At 56.7% G+C, this 16,556-nt stretch carries 13 protein-coding genes; 9 read left to right on the top strand and 4 right to left on the bottom strand.

Annotated features, from left to right (window positions below):
* Nucleotides 1-908: 908 nt before the first annotated feature.
* From V1T76_RS29060 to V1T76_RS16850, 4 genes are all read left to right on the top strand, one after another.
* On the top strand, nucleotides 909-1,898 hold the full coding sequence (locus tag V1T76_RS29060) for a Ppx/GppA phosphatase family protein (protein ID WP_442970136.1): 990 nt from the start codon (nucleotides 909-911) through the stop codon (nucleotides 1,896-1,898).
* Nucleotides 1,895-2,602 (top strand): RlmE family RNA methyltransferase, encoded by a 708-nt coding sequence (locus tag V1T76_RS16860; protein WP_330561807.1) that lies wholly within the window; start codon nucleotides 1,895-1,897, stop codon nucleotides 2,600-2,602. Before V1T76_RS29060 ends, V1T76_RS16860 begins: the two co-directional genes overlap by 4 nt.
* Before the next feature lie 206 nt (nucleotides 2,603-2,808).
* Complete coding sequence (gene guaB / locus V1T76_RS16855) at nucleotides 2,809-4,311, top strand: IMP dehydrogenase (protein ID WP_330561806.1); 1,503 nt, start codon at nucleotides 2,809-2,811, stop codon at nucleotides 4,309-4,311.
* Between the two features lie 52 nt (nucleotides 4,312-4,363).
* Complete coding sequence (locus V1T76_RS16850; protein ID WP_330561805.1) at nucleotides 4,364-5,656, top strand: RsmB/NOP family class I SAM-dependent RNA methyltransferase; 1,293 nt, start codon at nucleotides 4,364-4,366, stop codon at nucleotides 5,654-5,656.
* Between the two features lie 19 nt (nucleotides 5,657-5,675).
* Here the strand turns inward: V1T76_RS16850 and V1T76_RS16845 are convergent, their stop codons facing one another.
* Complete coding sequence (locus V1T76_RS16845; protein WP_330561804.1) at nucleotides 5,676-6,878, bottom strand: tetratricopeptide repeat protein; 1,203 nt, start codon at nucleotides 6,876-6,878, stop codon at nucleotides 5,676-5,678.
* A gap of 266 nt (nucleotides 6,879-7,144) precedes the next feature.
* Between V1T76_RS16845 and guaA the strand changes: the two genes are divergently transcribed.
* The 3 genes from guaA (at nucleotide 7,145) to V1T76_RS16830 (ending at nucleotide 10,364) form a co-directional block, all read left to right on the top strand.
* The gene (gene guaA, locus V1T76_RS16840) at nucleotides 7,145-8,716 is read left to right on the top strand and encodes a glutamine-hydrolyzing GMP synthase (protein WP_330561803.1); all 1,572 of its coding nucleotides are present in this window, start codon (nucleotides 7,145-7,147) and stop codon (nucleotides 8,714-8,716) included.
* 295 nt (nucleotides 8,717-9,011) lie between these two features.
* Entirely contained in the window at nucleotides 9,012-9,725 is a 714-nt protein-coding gene (locus V1T76_RS16835; protein ID WP_330561802.1) for an SAM-dependent methyltransferase, read from the top strand.
* Nucleotides 9,726-10,124: 399 nt separating this feature from the next.
* Nucleotides 10,125-10,364, top strand: coding sequence for a hypothetical protein (locus tag V1T76_RS16830; protein WP_330561801.1), 240 nt, complete (start codon nucleotides 10,125-10,127; stop codon nucleotides 10,362-10,364).
* A 17-nt stretch (nucleotides 10,365-10,381) separates the two neighbouring features.
* Here V1T76_RS16830 and V1T76_RS16825 read toward each other — a convergent pair whose 3' ends face one another.
* Nucleotides 10,382-10,717 carry a TraR/DksA family transcriptional regulator gene (locus tag V1T76_RS16825; RefSeq protein ID WP_330561800.1) on the bottom strand — a complete coding sequence of 112 codons (336 nt, stop codon included), beginning with the start codon at nucleotides 10,715-10,717 and terminating at the stop codon, nucleotides 10,382-10,384.
* Between the two features lie 85 nt (nucleotides 10,718-10,802).
* Entirely contained in the window at nucleotides 10,803-11,816 is a 1,014-nt protein-coding gene (locus V1T76_RS16820; protein WP_330561799.1) for a zinc-binding alcohol dehydrogenase family protein, read from the bottom strand.
* Between the two features lie 106 nt (nucleotides 11,817-11,922).
* On the opposite strand from V1T76_RS16820, the gene V1T76_RS16815 reads away from it, so the two are divergent.
* On the top strand, nucleotides 11,923-12,327 hold the full coding sequence (locus V1T76_RS16815) for a winged helix-turn-helix transcriptional regulator (RefSeq protein ID WP_330561798.1): 405 nt from the start codon (nucleotides 11,923-11,925) through the stop codon (nucleotides 12,325-12,327).
* Between the two features lie 518 nt (nucleotides 12,328-12,845).
* Here the strand turns inward: V1T76_RS16815 and V1T76_RS16810 are convergent.
* Nucleotides 12,846-13,481, bottom strand: a complete 636-nt coding sequence (locus V1T76_RS16810) for a MarC family protein (protein WP_330561796.1) — start codon at nucleotides 13,479-13,481, stop codon at nucleotides 12,846-12,848.
* Nucleotides 13,482-13,707: 226 nt separating this feature from the next.
* Between V1T76_RS16810 and gyrA the strand changes: the two genes are divergently transcribed.
* Entirely contained in the window at nucleotides 13,708-16,515 is a 2,808-nt protein-coding gene (gene gyrA, locus V1T76_RS16805) for a DNA gyrase subunit A (RefSeq protein WP_330561795.1), read from the top strand.
* Nucleotides 16,516-16,556 lie beyond the last annotated feature (41 nt).

Here is a 16,556-nt window from a genome sequence, read left to right as displayed (position 1 = left end):
ACTTTTTTCTGAAATCGAACACCTGTGGAAAGTCTCGCGAAAGACTGCATACATTCCTGTCACGGAAAGCTTTTCCAGCGACGGGCAACCTGTTACAGTTTTGTCAACGAAAGACGCGGTCTCCGGCAGCGCCCCTTTAAAACGGCGGCAGCACCGGAGATCTGAAAGGCAAAAACGTGACTCAGTCAGGTCAGGAACCGCCCGAGAAAGGGCGTCGTACCCCTGATGTGTCCGGAAACAGCGGGGCTCCCATGGAGTCCAGAGGACCGTCCAGACGGCGCCGCAAGCGGAAGTCAGGCAAGGGTTCCAAAGGCAATCCTGCGGCACTGGTTAACAGTACCGCAAATGGTGCGTCTCCAACGGACGGGCATATTCCGTCCAAGGCTGTGAACGGACCCGTCGACAAAGCACTCTCCGCGCAGGAACAGCCTGCGCGCAAGGGGGAGGGTGAATCTTCATCCCAGAGACGCCGCAAAAAGAGAAAACGCGGGCGCACCTATAAGGCTGATGGGGCGCAAGCGGTAGGCTCGGGTGCCACAAATGGTGTTTCGCTTCAGGATGGAGCGAGACTTCACCCAGACGCGACTACCAGCCTGAAGGGTAAGAAAGCCGCCCGCAGGCGTGGACGCCGCCGAAAACAGGCTTCCAGCGGTGCAGAGCATACTGCCGACACCCAGAGCGCCGATGCCGACATCACCGTTGCGGCATCCACATCCGAACGCGGCTCTTCTTCGAACTCGGATCGCCTCCAGGAAACGCGTTCACGCAGGAATGGCGAAAATCGCCAGCCTTCTGGCCTGAGAGAGCATGGGGACGGGGGGCGAAGCGGGACTGGCTATGATCGGTCTTCAGCGCGAAACAACGCACCACTTTATGCCGCGCTCGACTTGGGAACCAATAACTGCCGTTTGTTGATCGCCCGCCCGGAAGAGCGTGGGTTCCGAGTCGTCGACGCCTATTCCAGGATCGTTCGCCTTGGAGAAGGCGTTGGCTCCAACAGGATGTTGAGCGAAGCGGCCATGGATCGGGCGATTGACGCTCTGGCCCAGTGCCACCGAAAACTTGCCGACAGGGGGGTTGCCAGATCCCGGCTGATCGCCACGGAAGCCTGCCGCGCTGCAGAAAATGGGTCCGCCTTTATCGAGAGAGTCAAGGCGGAAACAGGGCTTGCGCTGGAAGTCGTCAACCGCGAAACGGAAGCCAGGCTCGCCGTCGCTGGCTGCGCCTCGCTTGTCGACCACGAAGCCGACGGTGTGATTCTGTTCGACATTGGCGGCGGGTCTTCGGAAATCGTCTGGCTGGATCTGCGTAACCGGTGTGGTGCGCGTGGCTACGCATTGACCCGCTTTATCCGGTCGTGGATTTCCTTGCCTGTCGGCGTCGTAAATCTTGCAGAAAGACATGGCGGTGTCCATGTAACGCCAGACATCTTCGAAGCTATGATCGACGATGCGTCAGAGCATCTTGCTGCGTTCAATCTTGCCAGCAACCTGACAGAGGCGATCGCGTCAGGCAGGGTTCACATGTTGGGCACATCGGGCACGGTCACGACCCTGGCGGGTGTGCATCTGGGCCTGAAACGCTACGACAGACGCAGGGTTGACGGCACATGGCTGGAGGATGGCGACGTCTCCAGGATGATTGATCAACTGCGTGACATGCCCTATGAGGCGCGTGTGGATAATCCCTGCATTGGTGCGGACCGGGCTGATCTGGTTCTGGCTGGCTGCGCCATCCTGGAAGCCATCCGGCGCCGCTGGAGCTGCTCTCGCCTGCGTGTTGCGGACAGGGGGCTGCGAGAAGGCATTCTCACGGAATTGATGGCGGCGGACGGGGTCTGGTCGCACAGGAAAAACGGCGCACGCCAGGATCGCGGACGCCAAAGGAACAGAACATGAGCCAAGGCAAAAAAGGAACCGGTGACCGAGGTCTCCATGTCAAGGTGAAGACCTCTGCAGGCCGGCGCGAATCCTCGACGCGTTGGCTTCAGCGGCAACTGAATGACCCCTATGTTCGCCGCGCCAAAATGGATGGCTACAGGTCACGTGCTGCGTACAAGCTGATCGAGATCGACGACAAGCACAAATTGCTGAAACCCGGTTACCGGGTGGTCGATCTGGGATGCGCACCGGGTGGCTGGTGCCAAGTGGCCGTGCAGAGGGTGCAGTCGTCTGTAGAATCGCCAAAGGTTGTCGGCATCGATTACCTGGAAATGGATCATGTGCGCGGAACCACGTTTCTGCAAAAAGACTTTCTGGACGATGATGCCCCGGCGGCCTTGATGGAGGCCCTGGGTGGACATAAACCGGATGTTGTCCTGTCCGACATGGCGGCCCCGACGACCGGTCACAAACAGACAGATCATCTGCGGACCACGCATCTTTTCGAAATTGCGATCGATTTCGCGAGACGGAACCTCGTGCCGGGCGGCTCCTTCCTTGCAAAGGTATTTCGCGGCGGAACTGAAAACGCTCTGCTGCACGATCTGAAACGTGAGTTCAAGTCGGTGGCCCATATCAAGCCACCTGCAAGCCGTAAGGAAAGTCCGGAGCTTTATGTGATCGCCAAAGGTTTCCGAGGCAGCGATCTCGATCCCGATTGACCTGGTTGTATAGGCAGTGCTGAAAGTCAGCTGCCGGCTACGCAGATGGGGGGAGCGCCGTATAAAGGTCAGCCCCCCTTTCTTTTCTGTCACCTGCGTGTTATTGACCCGCGCCAACTTCTCCGGCACAGCCGAAGCGACTCGAAAGATGCAGGCTTTTGAAAAAAGCGTGCGTCTCAGCTATTTTTTTACAAGGGGAATTGGCAATGGCATCCTTTTACGTCCCTACCACCGGACAGCAAGCCCTGACGTTTGACGACGTCCTGCTGATCCCCGGCCACTCGGAAGTAATGCCGGGTGAGGTCGATCTGCGCACCCGCGTCACGCGAGAGCTGGAACTCAACATTCCGATCATTTCATCCGCTATGGACACCGTCACCGAGGGCCGCTTGGCGATTGCCATGGCTCAGGCGGGCGGCATTGGCGTCATCCACCGCAACCTGTCTCTCGACCAGCAGGCCGAAGAGGTTCGGATGGTCAAGAAGTTCGAATCTGGAATGGTCGTCAATCCGTTGGTGATTGGACCGGACGCAACCCTGCAAGACGCGCTCGACCTGATGAAACGGTATGGTATCTCCGGCGTTCCGGTCGTTGAAAACGGCGGAGCAGGCGGTCAGACTACAGGCAAGCTCGTCGGCATCCTGACAAACCGTGATGTGCGCTTTGCTTCAAATCCCGACCAGAAAATTCACGAGCTGATGACGAAGGAAGATCTCGTCACGGTGAACGAGAATGTCAGCCAGGATGACGCCAAGCGCCTCCTTCACCAAAATCGCATTGAAAAACTGCTGGTTGTCGATGACAACCGGAACTGCATCGGCCTGATCACCGTCAAGGACATGGAAAAGGCACAGCTTAACCCGAATGCCTCGAAGGACGACCAGGGCAGGCTGCGCGTTGCGGCCGCAACCAGCGTCGGCGAGGAAGGGTTCGCACGTGCAGAACGCCTGATCGACGCGGGTGTTGATCTTCTTGTGGTCGATACCGCGCACGGTCACTCCCAGAAGGTTCTGGACATGGTTGGCCGCGTGAAAAGCCTGTCCAACTCCGTACAGGTTCTTGCCGGCAACGTGGCAACAAGTGAAGCGACCAAGGCCCTTATCGATGCGGGCGCAGATGCTGTTAAGGTCGGTATCGGACCGGGATCCATATGCACCACCAGAATTGTTGCTGGTGTCGGCGTGCCACAGCTTACCGCGATCATGGATTCGGTAAACGAGGCGGACAAGCAGGGTGTTCCGGTTGTCGCGGACGGTGGCATCAAGTTTTCCGGTGACCTTGCCAAGGCAATTGCCGCCGGTGCGGCCTCTGTCATGGTCGGTTCACTGCTGGCAGGCACCGAGGAAAGCCCGGGCGAAGTCTATCTTCACCAGGGCCGCTCCTACAAGTCCTATCGTGGTATGGGATCCGTCGGCGCCATGGCGCGCGGCTCTGCCGACCGCTACTTCCAGGCGGAGGTGCGCGACAGCCTCAAGCTGGTACCGGAAGGCATCGAAGGCCAGGTCCCCTATAAGGGTGCCCTCAGCAGCGTTCTTCATCAGCTTGCTGGCGGCCTGAGGGCTGCCATGGGGTATGTTGGCGGCAAAACAATTCCCGATTTCCAGGAAAAGGCGAGGTTTGTGCGTATTTCCGGCGCAGGTCTGCGGGAAAGCCATGCGCACGATGTTACCATTACGCGGGAAAGCCCGAACTACCCGTCCAACGTTTAAACCAATTGGCATCGGGGCACCGGCAGACAGGTGCCCCCCGCAAAGGAACAACATGAAAGACGGCGGACGCCTCGCGGCGGCGATAGAAGTCCTGACAGAAGTGGAAACACGGCACAGGCCGGTGCAACTCGCCTTGAAAGACTGGGGCGCCGCGCACCGGTTTGCCGGGTCCGGAGACCGCACGGTCATTGGCAACCTCGTGTTTGACGCCCTTCGAAACAAGGCTTCTCTTGGCGCACGGATGAAGGACAACTCGGCGCGCGCCGTCGTGCTGGCAACCTATTGCCTTGGCTGGGGCAAGGGACTTGAAGCGCTGACGGATATCCTTGAAAAGGACCATCATGCCCCGGAGGCTCTGTCCGATGCCGAAATCGCCTGCCTGACGACGGCGGAAGACCATGCACCGTCACTCCATGAACAGGCAGATGTTCCGGAATGGCTTTGGCCGCATTTTGAGACTGCGTTCGGTGAAAATGCGGTCCAAGAAGGCCAGGCGCTTGCAACGCGCGCGCCGGTTGACATGAGAACCAATACGCTGAAGTCCGACCGAGAAAAGGTTCTCAAGCGTCTGGCGCATACCGGGGCGAAGGCAACACCGCTATCACCGGCTGGAATGCGCATCGAGGCAAAGCCTGATCTTGGCCGCATGCCACATGTTCAGGCTGAAGAAGGCTACCGCAAGGGTTGGTTTGAACTGCAGGACGAAGCCAGTCAACTGGCAGCCCATCTTGCCCAGGCCAAACCCGGGCAGCAGGTGCTGGATTTTTGCGCTGGCGGAGGCGGCAAGACCTTGGCTCTTGCGGCGGCCATGCAGAACAAGGGACAGCTTTATGCCTATGACGCCGATCGTCTGAGGCTGGCACCGATTCATGAACGCCTGCAGCGGGCTGGTGTACGCAACATTCAGGTGAAGGACCCTGCCAGCTCCAGTCTGGATGATCTGACAGGTCAGATGGACCTGGTTTTTATCGACGCGCCCTGCACGGGCACCGGCGTATGGCGTCGCCGTCCGGACTCCAAATGGAAGCTTGCGGAAAAGGCGTTGCAGGATCGGATCGACGATCAGCGCCGGGTGCTGGAGACCGCGAGCCAATATGTGAAACCGGGCGGACGGCTAGCGTACGCCACATGTTCCGTTCTACACGCAGAGAACCAGGATCAGGCGAGCTGGTTCCTGGAACAAAACCCGTCCTTCCAACCTGTTTCGGCTCTCGATATCTGGCAGAAGACGCTGCCGGAAGCACAGCTTCCGAAATATGTCTCCGAACGTGGAGATATTCTGCTGACGCCGGCCTCAACACAGACCGACGGTTTCTTTATTGCCCTGTTTCAGCGGGAGCAGTGATTTCTCACTTTTCTTGCCGTCAGGATCTGTCCTGGCGGCGGAGACCGAGCACATTCGGCAGCTGATCGCTGTCGGTGCTGAGCAGCGGCTTTGAAGCCGCGGGCTTTTCGTTTTCCTGACTTGCTGTTGGCTGTTGCGTGCCTTCTGCTTCCAACGTGTTGGAAGGCGCGGTGTCAGGCTTTGGTGAGCTCTGGTTTTCTTCTGCAGACGATGCCGGTTCCTTCACCGGGCGAGTTTCGGTGCTGTTGTTATCAGCATCGGCCAGGCGTTCAACCAGGTCACGAATTGCCGGTTCAAGACCATCACCGCGAGACATCGCCGTCAGGACGGACCGTGCCTGGTTTGAATATTTGAGAGCGGCGAGGGCGGCCCCCAGAGCGTTGAGCGGCTCTTTTGCCGTTTTATCCAGATCATGCGCTGCGAGGGCGTGCTTCAGGGCGGCGCCATGATCACCAAACTTGCGGGCAATGCTGCTAAGCCGGACGTGGGTCTGCACGGAGCGGGGAGCAAGTTTCAGCGCGGCAAGGGCTGCTTCCCTCGCGTCTTCCCATTCGCCTTTTCCGGCAAGTGCGTCGGAGAGAAGATCCAGCGGCAGAGGATCTGCCGGCGCGCGTTCACTTGCCCTGATAGTCAGCTCGATCACTTCGTCAAAACGTTTCCGCAACAACAGTGTCTGCGAAAGCCCTATCAGCGCCGGTCCGTAGTTCGGGTCGGCCTTAAGCGCTTTCCGGTAAGCCGCAATCGCGGCCGCCTTCTGATCGACACGGGCCTGTGTGTCGGCGAAAAGTGACAAGACTGCGGGGGTGTCCGGCAAAAGCTCCAACAGGCGCTTGGCGGGGACAGCAGCTTCCTCCGGCTTGTCTTCTTTCAGCAAAACACTGGCGAGACCGTATAGGGCATTGCGGTTGTCCGGCGCTTGAGCGAGGACGTCCGCAAAATTTTGCCGGGCATTCACCGTGTCGCCAAGCAGCAGTTGGCAGTTGCCGAGGCTGGCGCGGGCGTTAAGATGATCGGGTTCGGCAAAGACAATCCGGCGGAGCTGCGACTGTGCTTCGTCCAGATAGCCGGTTTGAAGCAGGGCGGAAGCCGTTCGATAGGCGATTTCCGTGTCGTCGGGAGACAGTTCCTGCGCCTTTAGATAAGACACCAGAGCCCTGTCCAGATTGCCGGAATTCTCCAGGGCAATGGCTTCTTCGAACGCTTTACGGGCGGCTGCGGTCATCTGTGTCGGTTATCCTAAGAGCACCTGCCTGCAGCTTGTCTCACCGGAAACGACGCAGGGGGCTCATGGTTAACCTAAGGAGCGGGCGGGCGCCGGTCAAAAGCGAATTTCAGCCGTACACAGCTTGTCCGCCGGAAACATCTGTCAGCCAAACTTGAGCCACAGGAATGCCATGGAGGCGGCGTCGACAGTAAAATCTTGTGCGGGACAGCAACTGGTGTGAAATTCGGGTTCAATTTACTGAAAAGACCGGTTAGAAGCTGGCCATGACCCAGCATCAGCGCATCCTTATTATCGACTTCGGCTCCCAGGTCACGCAGCTCATCGCGCGGCGCCTGCGCGAGCTGAACGTTTATTGCGAAATCCACCCCTATCAGAACGTCACCGACTTATTTCTGGCCGAGTTTGCCCCCAAGGCGGTGATCTTCTCGGGCGGACCGGATTCGGTGACGCGTGAAGGTTCGCCGCGCCCCCCTGAAAGCGTCTACGCATTGGGTGTTCCGATCCTTGGGATCTGCTACGGCCAACAGGTGATGATGCAGCAGCTCGGCGGAAAGGTCGATGGCGGCAAGATTTCCGGCGGTGGCGGAACGGCGGAATTCGGCAGGGCTTTCGTGACGCCTGCCGAGAGTAAGCTCTCTTTGCTGGATGGCTGGTTCGCGGACGGAAGAGAGCAGGTCTGGATGAGCCACGGCGATCATGTCAGCCGGATCGCGCCGGGCTTCGAAGTCTATGGAACCTCACCGAACGCGCCTTACGCGATCACCGCGGACAAGGCGAAAAACTTCTACGCCGTTCAGTTCCACCCGGAAGTGCATCACACGCCGAACGGCAAGAAGCTTTATGAAAATTTCGTACGCCTGGCCGGCTTCACCGGTGACTGGACCATGGGCGCCTATAAAGACGATGCCATTGCCAGGATCCGCGAACAGGTAGGCGACAAGAAAGTCATTTGCGGCCTGTCGGGTGGTGTCGACAGTTCTGTTGCCGCTGTGCTCATCCATGAGGCGATCGGAGATCAGCTTACGTGCGTCTTCGTCGACCACGGCTTGTTGCGCCTGAATGAGGCCGATGAAGTTGTCTCCATGTTCCGCGATAACTACAACATTCCTCTGATCCACGCGGACGAGAGCGACCTATTCCTGGGAGAACTGGACGGCGTTTCCGACCCGGAAACAAAACGCAAGATCATCGGGAAGCTCTTCATCGACGTTTTCCAGAAACATGCAAATGAGATTGAGGGCGCTGAATTCCTCGCTCAAGGCACGCTTTATCCCGACGTCATCGAGAGTGTCAGTTTTTCCGGTGGCCCGTCGGTCACAATCAAGTCGCATCACAATGTTGGCGGCCTGCCGGAAAAGATGGGTCTGAAACTGGTCGAACCGCTGCGTGAACTTTTCAAGGACGAGGTGAGGGCGCTTGGCCGCGAACTTGGACTGCCCGAGAAGTTCATCGGCCGCCACCCGTTCCCCGGACCGGGTCTCGCCATTCGGTGCCCGGGCGAAATTACCCGCGAGAAGCTGGATATCCTGCGCAAGGCAGATGCTGTTTATATCGACCAGATCCGCCAACACGGCCTCTATGACGAAATCTGGCAGGCGTTCGTTGCGATCCTGCCCGTACGCACCGTCGGCGTCATGGGCGACGGGCGAACCTATGATTACGCCTGCGCACTGAGAGCTGTCACATCGGTCGACGGCATGACGGCCGACTACTATCCCTTCACACATGACTTTCTGGGTGAAACGGCAACCCGTATCATCAATGAGGTTCAGGGCATCAACCGGGTAACCTACGACATCACGTCAAAGCCTCCCGGTACTATCGAATGGGAATAAGGTGGCAAGCCGGATCGTGAAGATCCGGCTCCACTAAGCAGACCTTGCCATCGATGCCGGTGATTGCTTCAGGTGTAAGCGGCCAGACGCGGCAAAACTCTGTACGTAATTACTCAAAAAACCGGAATCACCCGCAAATTGAAAAGCGTAGCCGCTTTTCGAAAACTCGCTTTTTGAGCGTGAGCCGCCAACAGGTAGCGGTTACTTAACCGACTACGTGTATGCGTTCAACTTGTAGTGAACCAGGCCAACGCTTAGTAATTTCCTTTTCAGACCCATGAGGGGAAGATGAATAGTGAGTAAACTAACTAAATTTATTTCCGGGTATGAGAACGATGGCTTCAGCTTAGGAAAATCTGCTCGAAAAAAACGGATTCAATACTTTTGCGAACTCATCGAGAATGTGTTCAGGGAAAAGGGGTCCGTAAAAATTCTCGATATTGGCGGCACGGTTCAATATTGGAGGATCCTCGATGAAGATTTTCTTGATCGAAACAATGTCCATATTACACTTCTCAATCTTCCAGGGTCGCAAGCTTTTGAGGCTGTCGGGAGATTTGATTTTCTGACCGGTGACGCCACGGACGATATCTGGAGCCAATTGAACCAGCAGGACTACGACCTGATACATTCAAATTCAGTGATCGAGCATGTGGGCGACTGGGCGCAAATGAGGAAGTTTGCGTCAAATATCAAACATTTCCATGGCGGCTATTTTGTCCAGACACCGAATTTCTGGTTTCCCGTTGAACCGCACTGCATGACGCTCTTTTTTCACTGGCTGCCGAAGCCACTCAGAGTGTGGCTGGTCGCCCATTTCTCGCTGGGACATTGGGACAAAGGGGCCAATACGGACGAAGCCGTCGAAATCGTCGAAAGCGCTCGTCTGCTGAGCAAGTCGATGTTCAAGGCACTTTTTGATGATGCCCTGATCAAACAGGAAAAGTTCCTGTTTTTGACCAAATCGTTCATGGGTATCAGGCTGGACGGTGGCGAAGCCTCTTCCTGACGAGAAAGTCCCAACACGCGCACCTTTCAGGCGAGTAAAAGCAGACTTTTGAGCAGGTCATATGTCTATGCTCGCTTGGCCCGTGTGACGACTACTCAAATGTGGACCTGAATGAACACTCCGCGATATCCGGACCTGACAGCAGACTGCACCTCATGCGCGGCCCTTTGCTGTGTCGTTTTCGCGTTCGACCGTTCGGAGTCCTTTGGGATCGACAAGGCGGCAGGCGAAGTTTGTCCCAATCTGGATAGCTGCGGCAGATGCAGCATCTTCGACGACAGATCCGAACTCGGGTTCAGTGGCTGCATTGCATACGATTGTCATGGGGCCGGACAGCGGGTAACGCAGGAAGTCTTTCACGGGTCCTCGTGGAGAGACAATCCAGGTCTGACAACGCGAATGGGTGAAGCGCTTTCAGTCCTTCGTCAAATTCACGAAAAATTGCTTCTCCTGAAAGCCGCCGAAACCCTGCCACTCGATCACGGGGAGCGAGAGCGGCTTTCTGAACTTCAGCTACATTTGGCCCCGGAAGAATGCTGGACTGAGGAGCGCCTGAAGGAGTTTCCCTTAGCTGACACTTCACGGCAGGTATCTTTGTTCCTGACGGGCTTGCGGCGTCACTTCACCGCTCAAAACTAACGAAACGTCACGCGGCACTATCTCGCACATCTGATGCAGAATGCTGCTGCCGGATCAACTTCCAGCCGTTTAGCGGAAATCTCTTCGCCGCACTCGACGCAGAAGCCATATTCACCGGCTTCCAGTCTTGAAAGGGCGGCATCGATTTTTTGAATGCTGGCCCTGCGTTGCCGTTCGGAGGCCTGTGCCATCGCTTGCCCCTGAAGCGCGTCCATTCTCGACAACCTGCCGACAGATTGCTGATCGAGTTCAACCGTGGCCCTGGCTTCGCCGGACATTTCGCTCAAAGTTTCAAGTTCGGTCTTGAGCGACAAAAGCTTGATCCGAATGTCTGCAACGTCGTGTTCCGCCATCTCCAAGCCTCCAACGAAAGCATGAAGATGACGGCGTGAATGTGCAAGAGGGCAGGTGTCACCGGTTAAACGGCATCAATTGATCCTAAAACCCGGCTAAAACGATCTTTCCGATAGTTTTGTTGCTTTCAATCTTCTGATGCGCCAGGCGCAGATTATCTGCATTGATGGGTTCAATCACTTCCGTCAACGTGGTCTTGATCTTGCCCACATCGACAAGGTCTGCGATGTTGTTCAACAGCTTCCGTTGCTCCTCCATATCGGCCGTCTGGTACATGGAACGAGTAAACATCATCTCCCAGTGGATCGATATCGCCTTCAGTTTGAAGGGGCCAATGCTGACGTTGTCGGGATCATCGATGAGCAGAAAACGCCCCTGTGGCGCGATCAATTCCGCAATATCCGTCACATGTTGCCCTGTGTGCGTTGTAGAGAAAACATAGCCGGGGGCTTCCAACCCCAGAGCTTCGATCTGAGGCGCCATCGGTTTTGAATGATCAAGAACATGATGCGCGCCAAGCTTGCTCACCCAGTCACGGCTCTCCGGTCTTGAAGCAGTTGCGATAATTGTCATGTCCGTCAATTGACGGGCGAGTTGCACTGCTATGGAACCGACTCCTCCCGAACCGCCAATGATCAGGAGAGTGTTCGAGCCAGCCGGAACCGGGTCATTCACTTTAAGCCGATCGAACAGGGCTTCCCAGGCGGTGATCGCGGTCAAGGGCATGGCAGCTGCCTCGGAAAAACTCAGACGCTTGGGTTTGCGGCCCACAATGCGTTCATCTATGAGATGGTACTCCGAGTTGGTTCCGTCCCTGGTAATGTCGCCGGCATAATAGACCTCGTCGCCTACCTTGTAGCTGGTAACATCAGGTCCCACTTCGGCGACGATCCCGGCTGCGTCGTATCCAAGGACGACGGGCGCGCCGTTTTGCGAAGTTCGGGATTGGCGAACCTTGGTGTCGACAGGGTTGACCGCAACAGCCTTGACCAAAACGAGAAGATCTTTTCCGGAAGGTACCGGCCTCGGAAGGTCGAGATCATTCAACGACTTCGGGTCATCAATAGGAAGTGGTTCAAAAAATCCGATGGTACGCATGCTGTATTCTCCTGATTTGCGTACCAAACAAATTGATCATAAAATCGTATGAAGCAAGAATGCACAATTTCAGCAGTAACTGACAGAAAAGAACCTTAGGCACAAAATGGATACCGTTAGGAAATCAGGACCCAAACTGGTCAAGGATGTTTATGGCTGCCATCCAGGCTGTGCTGTCGAAGCAGCGCTTAGTTTGATCGACGGCAAGTGGAAAGGCGTCATTCTGTTCCTGCTGATGGAAAAAGAAGTCATGCGCTTCAACGAGTTCCAGAAAGCGCTGCCAGACATCACCCAACGGATCTTGACCGCTCAACTACGTAGTATGGAAGCTGACGGACTGATCGTGAGGACCGTCTATCCTGTTGTTCCGCCGAAGGTTGAATATCAACTGACCGACCTTGGTGCGTCGCTGGAGCCGGTGGTGAAGGCCCTTGCACGCTGGGGGAACGAAAACAAGACGCTCTGGCCAAAAGGGTTTAAACGGGACAGCCACCTTCAGCAGGCAGGCTGACGTTTTTCGAGGCAGATGAGTTTCGTTTGTCGTTCGCAAACCGTTAGGCCGCCTGACGCATTCGTGACTTTTTCAATTCGCAGCCCGTTGCGAGGATGCTCCCGCAAAAACCAAGGGAGATATGCGTCATGAATCTAAGATGTTCGACAGCGTTTGCGGTGTTGATCCTGATATCGGCGTTCGGAGCGTTCTCAGCACGGGCAGGTGAGGCCGAGATTGTTTCGGCAAAAGCAACCGAATCTGCAGGCACGTGGACATTCGCAGTCACTCTCAGACATGAAGATACAGGTTGGGATCACTACGCCGACCTCTGGCAAATCTTTACGCCAGATGGAGAATTGCTGGGCGAGAGAGTGCTCCTTCACCCCCATGTCGAAGAACAACCCTTCACGCGATCCCTATCAGGCATCACGATCCCAGAGGGAGTGTCACAGGTCATCATCCGGGCACGAGACACGGTGCACGGTGTTTCGCCACAAGAATACAAGTTGAACCTGGACCGTTAAGCGTTGCCTCAATCAGGTGCGGATAAAGGCCAATATTCCGTCCGCAACGAATTGAACGGAAAGAGCGGCCAGCAGCACGCCCAACAGACGGGTGATAACGAGTTGTGCCGTTTCCCCAAGGAGCCGTTCAATCTTGTCAGCCAGCAGAAATGCCCCCATGCAACTCAGCAGAATGATTGCGATGACACCACCTAACCCGGCGTAGGCAAGTGTGTCCGGTGCCTGGCTGGACAGCAGAATGATTGCGGAGATCGCGGCCGGGCCGGAGATAAGCGGGATTGCCAGCGGAAAGATAGCCAGTTCGTTCAGCGTCCCGTGATGCGTTTCGGATTCCATCGCCTTTTCGGCGGTCTCGGTTTTCCGTGCCTGGCGCTTGCCGAATATCATTTCGATGGCAATCAGAAACAAAAGGATGCCACCGGCAACGCGGAATGCCGACACCGATATTCCAAGAACATTCAGCACCGTCTGTCCGGAGGCATAAAACACCAGAAGAATCCCTGCTGCCGTGATGGTTGCTCTTACGGCAACTTTTCGCCTGTCGTGCTTGCTCATTCCCGCCGTGATTGCCAGAAACATCGGGGCCAGACCGACCGGATCGATGGTGACGAAAAGCGTCGCGAAGGCGTTGATGTAGTAGTCCAGCATGTCGATTCCCGGAGCGGTTTTTAGGGAGCTTTTGACGCCTTACTATAGGGCTTTGCGGGGTCCTGAGGCCTTGTCGGGCCAAATGATTTTTACCCCCTGTGTATACTTCTCATAACGCATTGAAACTTAACCCTTATTACTTTGACGGAAAACCTCCGGGAATTTGGAGCGGCGTCTTGAATCGGATATAAAAGATCCAGCAATAACAATGAAATGAGTGTCTTCCTTGGCTGACCAGGACAATAGCACGCCCACTGACGGTCTTCCGTCCGATATCAAACCGGTCTCCATCGTCGATGAAATGAAGCGCAGCTATCTCGATTACGCGATGAGCGTGATCGTTTCGCGTGCGCTGCCTGACGTCCGCGACGGCCTCAAACCGGTACACCGGCGCATTCTCTACTCGATGCACGAAAACGGCTACGAGTGGAACAAACCCTATCGCAAGTCGGCCCGCGTGGTCGGTGACGTCATGGGTAAATACCACCCGCACGGCGACAGCGCGATTTACGATGCGCTCGTGCGTATGGCGCAGGATTTCTCGCTGCGGCTGCCTCTGATCGACGGGCAGGGCAACTTCGGCTCCGTTGACGGTGACCCGGCTGCGGCCATGCGTTACACCGAGTGCCGGCTGGAAAAAGTCGCCCACAAATTGCTGGACGATATCGACAAGGAAACAGTCGACTTTCAGGAGAACTACGATAACTCCGAAAGCGAACCTGTCGTTCTTCCGGCCAAGTTCCCAAATCTTCTGGTCAACGGGGCCGGCGGCATCGCGGTTGGCATGGCCACCAACATTCCGCCGCATAACTTGGGCGAAGTCATCGACGCCGCCATTGCCGTGATGGAAAATCCGGCGATGTCCCTCGAAGAACTGATGCAGATCGTCCCCGGCCCGGACTTCCCGACAGGCGGCATGATCCTTGGCCGGTCAGGCATTCGCAGTGCCTATGAAACCGCCCGCGGTTCCATCGTCATGCGGGCAAAGGTCGATGTCGAGGAAGTGCGCAAGGACCGTACGGCGTTGATCGTTACGGAGATCCCGTATCAGGTCAACAAATCGACCATGATCGAGAAGATTGCCGAACTGGTGCGCGACAAACGTATCGAAGGCATCTCGGACATCCGCGACGAAAGCGATCGCTCTGGCATGCGTGTCGTGATCGAACTGAAGCGCGATGCGGTTCCGGACGTGATCCTGAACCAGCTTTACCGCTTTAGCCAGTTGCAGACATCCTTCGGCGCCAACATTGTCGCGCTGAACGGCGGCAAGCCGGAGCAGATGAACCTCTCCGACATGCTGCGCGCCTTCGTGTCATTCCGCGAGGAAGTGATCCAGCGGCGCACCCGCTACCTTCTGAAGAAAGCGCGCGACCGTGCCCACATCTTGGTCGGTCTGGGTATCGCAGTTGCCAATATCGATGAAGTCATCAAGCTGATCCGCGGCGCTCCGGACCCGGCGACGGCCAGAGCGCAGCTTATGGAGCGCAACTGGCCGGCAAAGGATGTTGAATCGCTCATTCTTCTGATCGACGACCCGCGCCACATGGTGCAGGACGACGGCACCTACAAACTGTCAGAGGAACAGGCTCGAGCCATTCTCGATCTGCGTCTGCAGCGCCTGACGGCCATGGGCCGCGACGAAATCGAGGAAGAACTCAACAAGATCGGTGCGGAAATTTCCGACTATCTCGACATTCTGCGCTCCCGGGCCAGGATCCAGGAGATCGTTCGCAACGAAATGCTTGAGATCAAACAGGAATTCGCTACGCCACGCCGGACGGAAATCATCGAAGGCGGCGCCGATTTCGACGAAGAAGACCTGATCCAGCGTGAAGACATGGTCGTGACCGTCTCTCACGGCGGCTACATCAAGCGCGTGCCTCTGGCGACCTACCGGGCACAGCGTCGAGGCGGCAAGGGCCGATCCGGCATGGCGACCAAGGACGAGGATTTCGTCACCCGGCTGTTTGTCGCCAACACGCATACGCCGGTTCTGTTCTTCTCTTCACGCGGCATCTGTTACAAGATGAAGGTCTGGCGTCTTCCGCTTGGCGGGCCAACCTCGCGCGGAAAGGCCTTGATCAACCTGCTGCCGCTTGAACAGGGCGAACAGATCACGTCGATCCTGCCCTTGCCGGAGGACGAGGACAGCTGGGCAAACCTGGATGTCATGTTCGCAACCATTCGCGGCACCATCCGGCGCAACAAGCTGTCCGATTTCGTCAATATCAACCGCAATGGCAAGATCGCCATGAAGCTGGAAGACGGCGACGGCATTGTCGGCGTCGACACCTGCTCCGAACATGACGATGTGATGCTCACGACCAACTTCGGTCAGTGTATCCGCTTCCCAGTGACCGATGTGCGTGTCTTCGCCGGCCGTAATTCGGTTGGTGTGCGCGGGATCCGTCTTGCGGATGAAGACCGCGTGATCTCCATGCAGATCCTGCACCACATCGATGTGACCGCGGAAGAGCGTGCAGCCTATCTGAAACTTTCCCGTGCGATGCGCGGCGAAGCGGATGAAAACGGCAACGGCACAGATGAAGAAGGCGTTGTCGCCGGCGATCTGCCTCAGGAACGCTACGCACAGATGAGCGCGGCCGAACAGATCATCCTGACCATCTCGGAAAACGGCTACGGCAAGCGGACGTCTTCGTTCGAATACCGGGTCACCGGCCGAGGCGGTAAGGGCATCACGGCCATGGCTGTCAACAGCCGCAATGGTGGTCTGATCTCGTCCTTCCCGGTCGAGGACAGCCACCAGATCATGCTGGTAACGGATGGCGGTCAGTTGATCCGTTGTCCGGTGGACGGTATCCGCATCGCCGGACGTGCAACCCAGGGCGTGATCGTCTTCAAGACGGCAGCCGACGAAAAGGTCGTTGCAGTGGAAGGCATCTCTGAAGTCGACGAGGACGATGTTCTCGAAGACGGCCTGGAAGGAGAAGCTGAGGGATCAGCTGAACCGGGTGCGAGCGACGCTGGAAACGATACCGCTGAAGGAGATGAGACACCTCCTGAAGCCTGATCTCTGAATGGCGAAGGCTAAAACGACAACAGCGGCCAGGG

Origin of the sequence: Roseibium sp. FZY0029 (genome assembly GCF_036350355.1) — a bacterium.
Lineage (GTDB): Bacteria > Pseudomonadota > Alphaproteobacteria > Rhizobiales > Stappiaceae > Roseibium.
The sequence above is the reverse complement of the archived record's forward strand: the minus strand, read 5'-3'. Positions and strand labels throughout refer to the sequence as shown.

Excerpts from the sequence above, each read along its gene's own strand:
- V1T76_RS16825 (WP_330561800.1), bottom strand. The coding sequence starts at position 10,717 with ATGGCGGAACACGACGTTGCAGACATTCGGATCAAGCTTTTGTCGCTC.
- V1T76_RS16850 (WP_330561805.1), top strand. The coding sequence starts at position 4,364 with ATGAAAGACGGCGGACGCCTCGCGGCGGCGATAGAAGTCCTGACAGAA.
- V1T76_RS16810 (WP_330561796.1), bottom strand. The coding sequence starts at position 13,481 with ATGCTGGACTACTACATCAACGCCTTCGCGACGCTTTTCGTCACCATC.
- V1T76_RS16860 (WP_330561807.1), top strand. The coding sequence starts at position 1,895 with ATGAGCCAAGGCAAAAAAGGAACCGGTGACCGAGGTCTCCATGTCAAG.
- V1T76_RS16820 (WP_330561799.1), bottom strand. The coding sequence starts at position 11,816 with ATGCGTACCATCGGATTTTTTGAACCACTTCCTATTGATGACCCGAAG.
- V1T76_RS16845 (WP_330561804.1), bottom strand. The coding sequence starts at position 6,878 with ATGACCGCAGCCGCCCGTAAAGCGTTCGAAGAAGCCATTGCCCTGGAG.
- V1T76_RS16830 (WP_330561801.1), top strand. The coding sequence starts at position 10,125 with ATGGGTGAAGCGCTTTCAGTCCTTCGTCAAATTCACGAAAAATTGCTT.
- guaB (WP_330561806.1), top strand. The coding sequence starts at position 2,809 with ATGGCATCCTTTTACGTCCCTACCACCGGACAGCAAGCCCTGACGTTT.
- V1T76_RS16815 (WP_330561798.1), top strand. The coding sequence starts at position 11,923 with ATGGATACCGTTAGGAAATCAGGACCCAAACTGGTCAAGGATGTTTAT.
- guaA (WP_330561803.1), top strand. The coding sequence starts at position 7,145 with ATGACCCAGCATCAGCGCATCCTTATTATCGACTTCGGCTCCCAGGTC.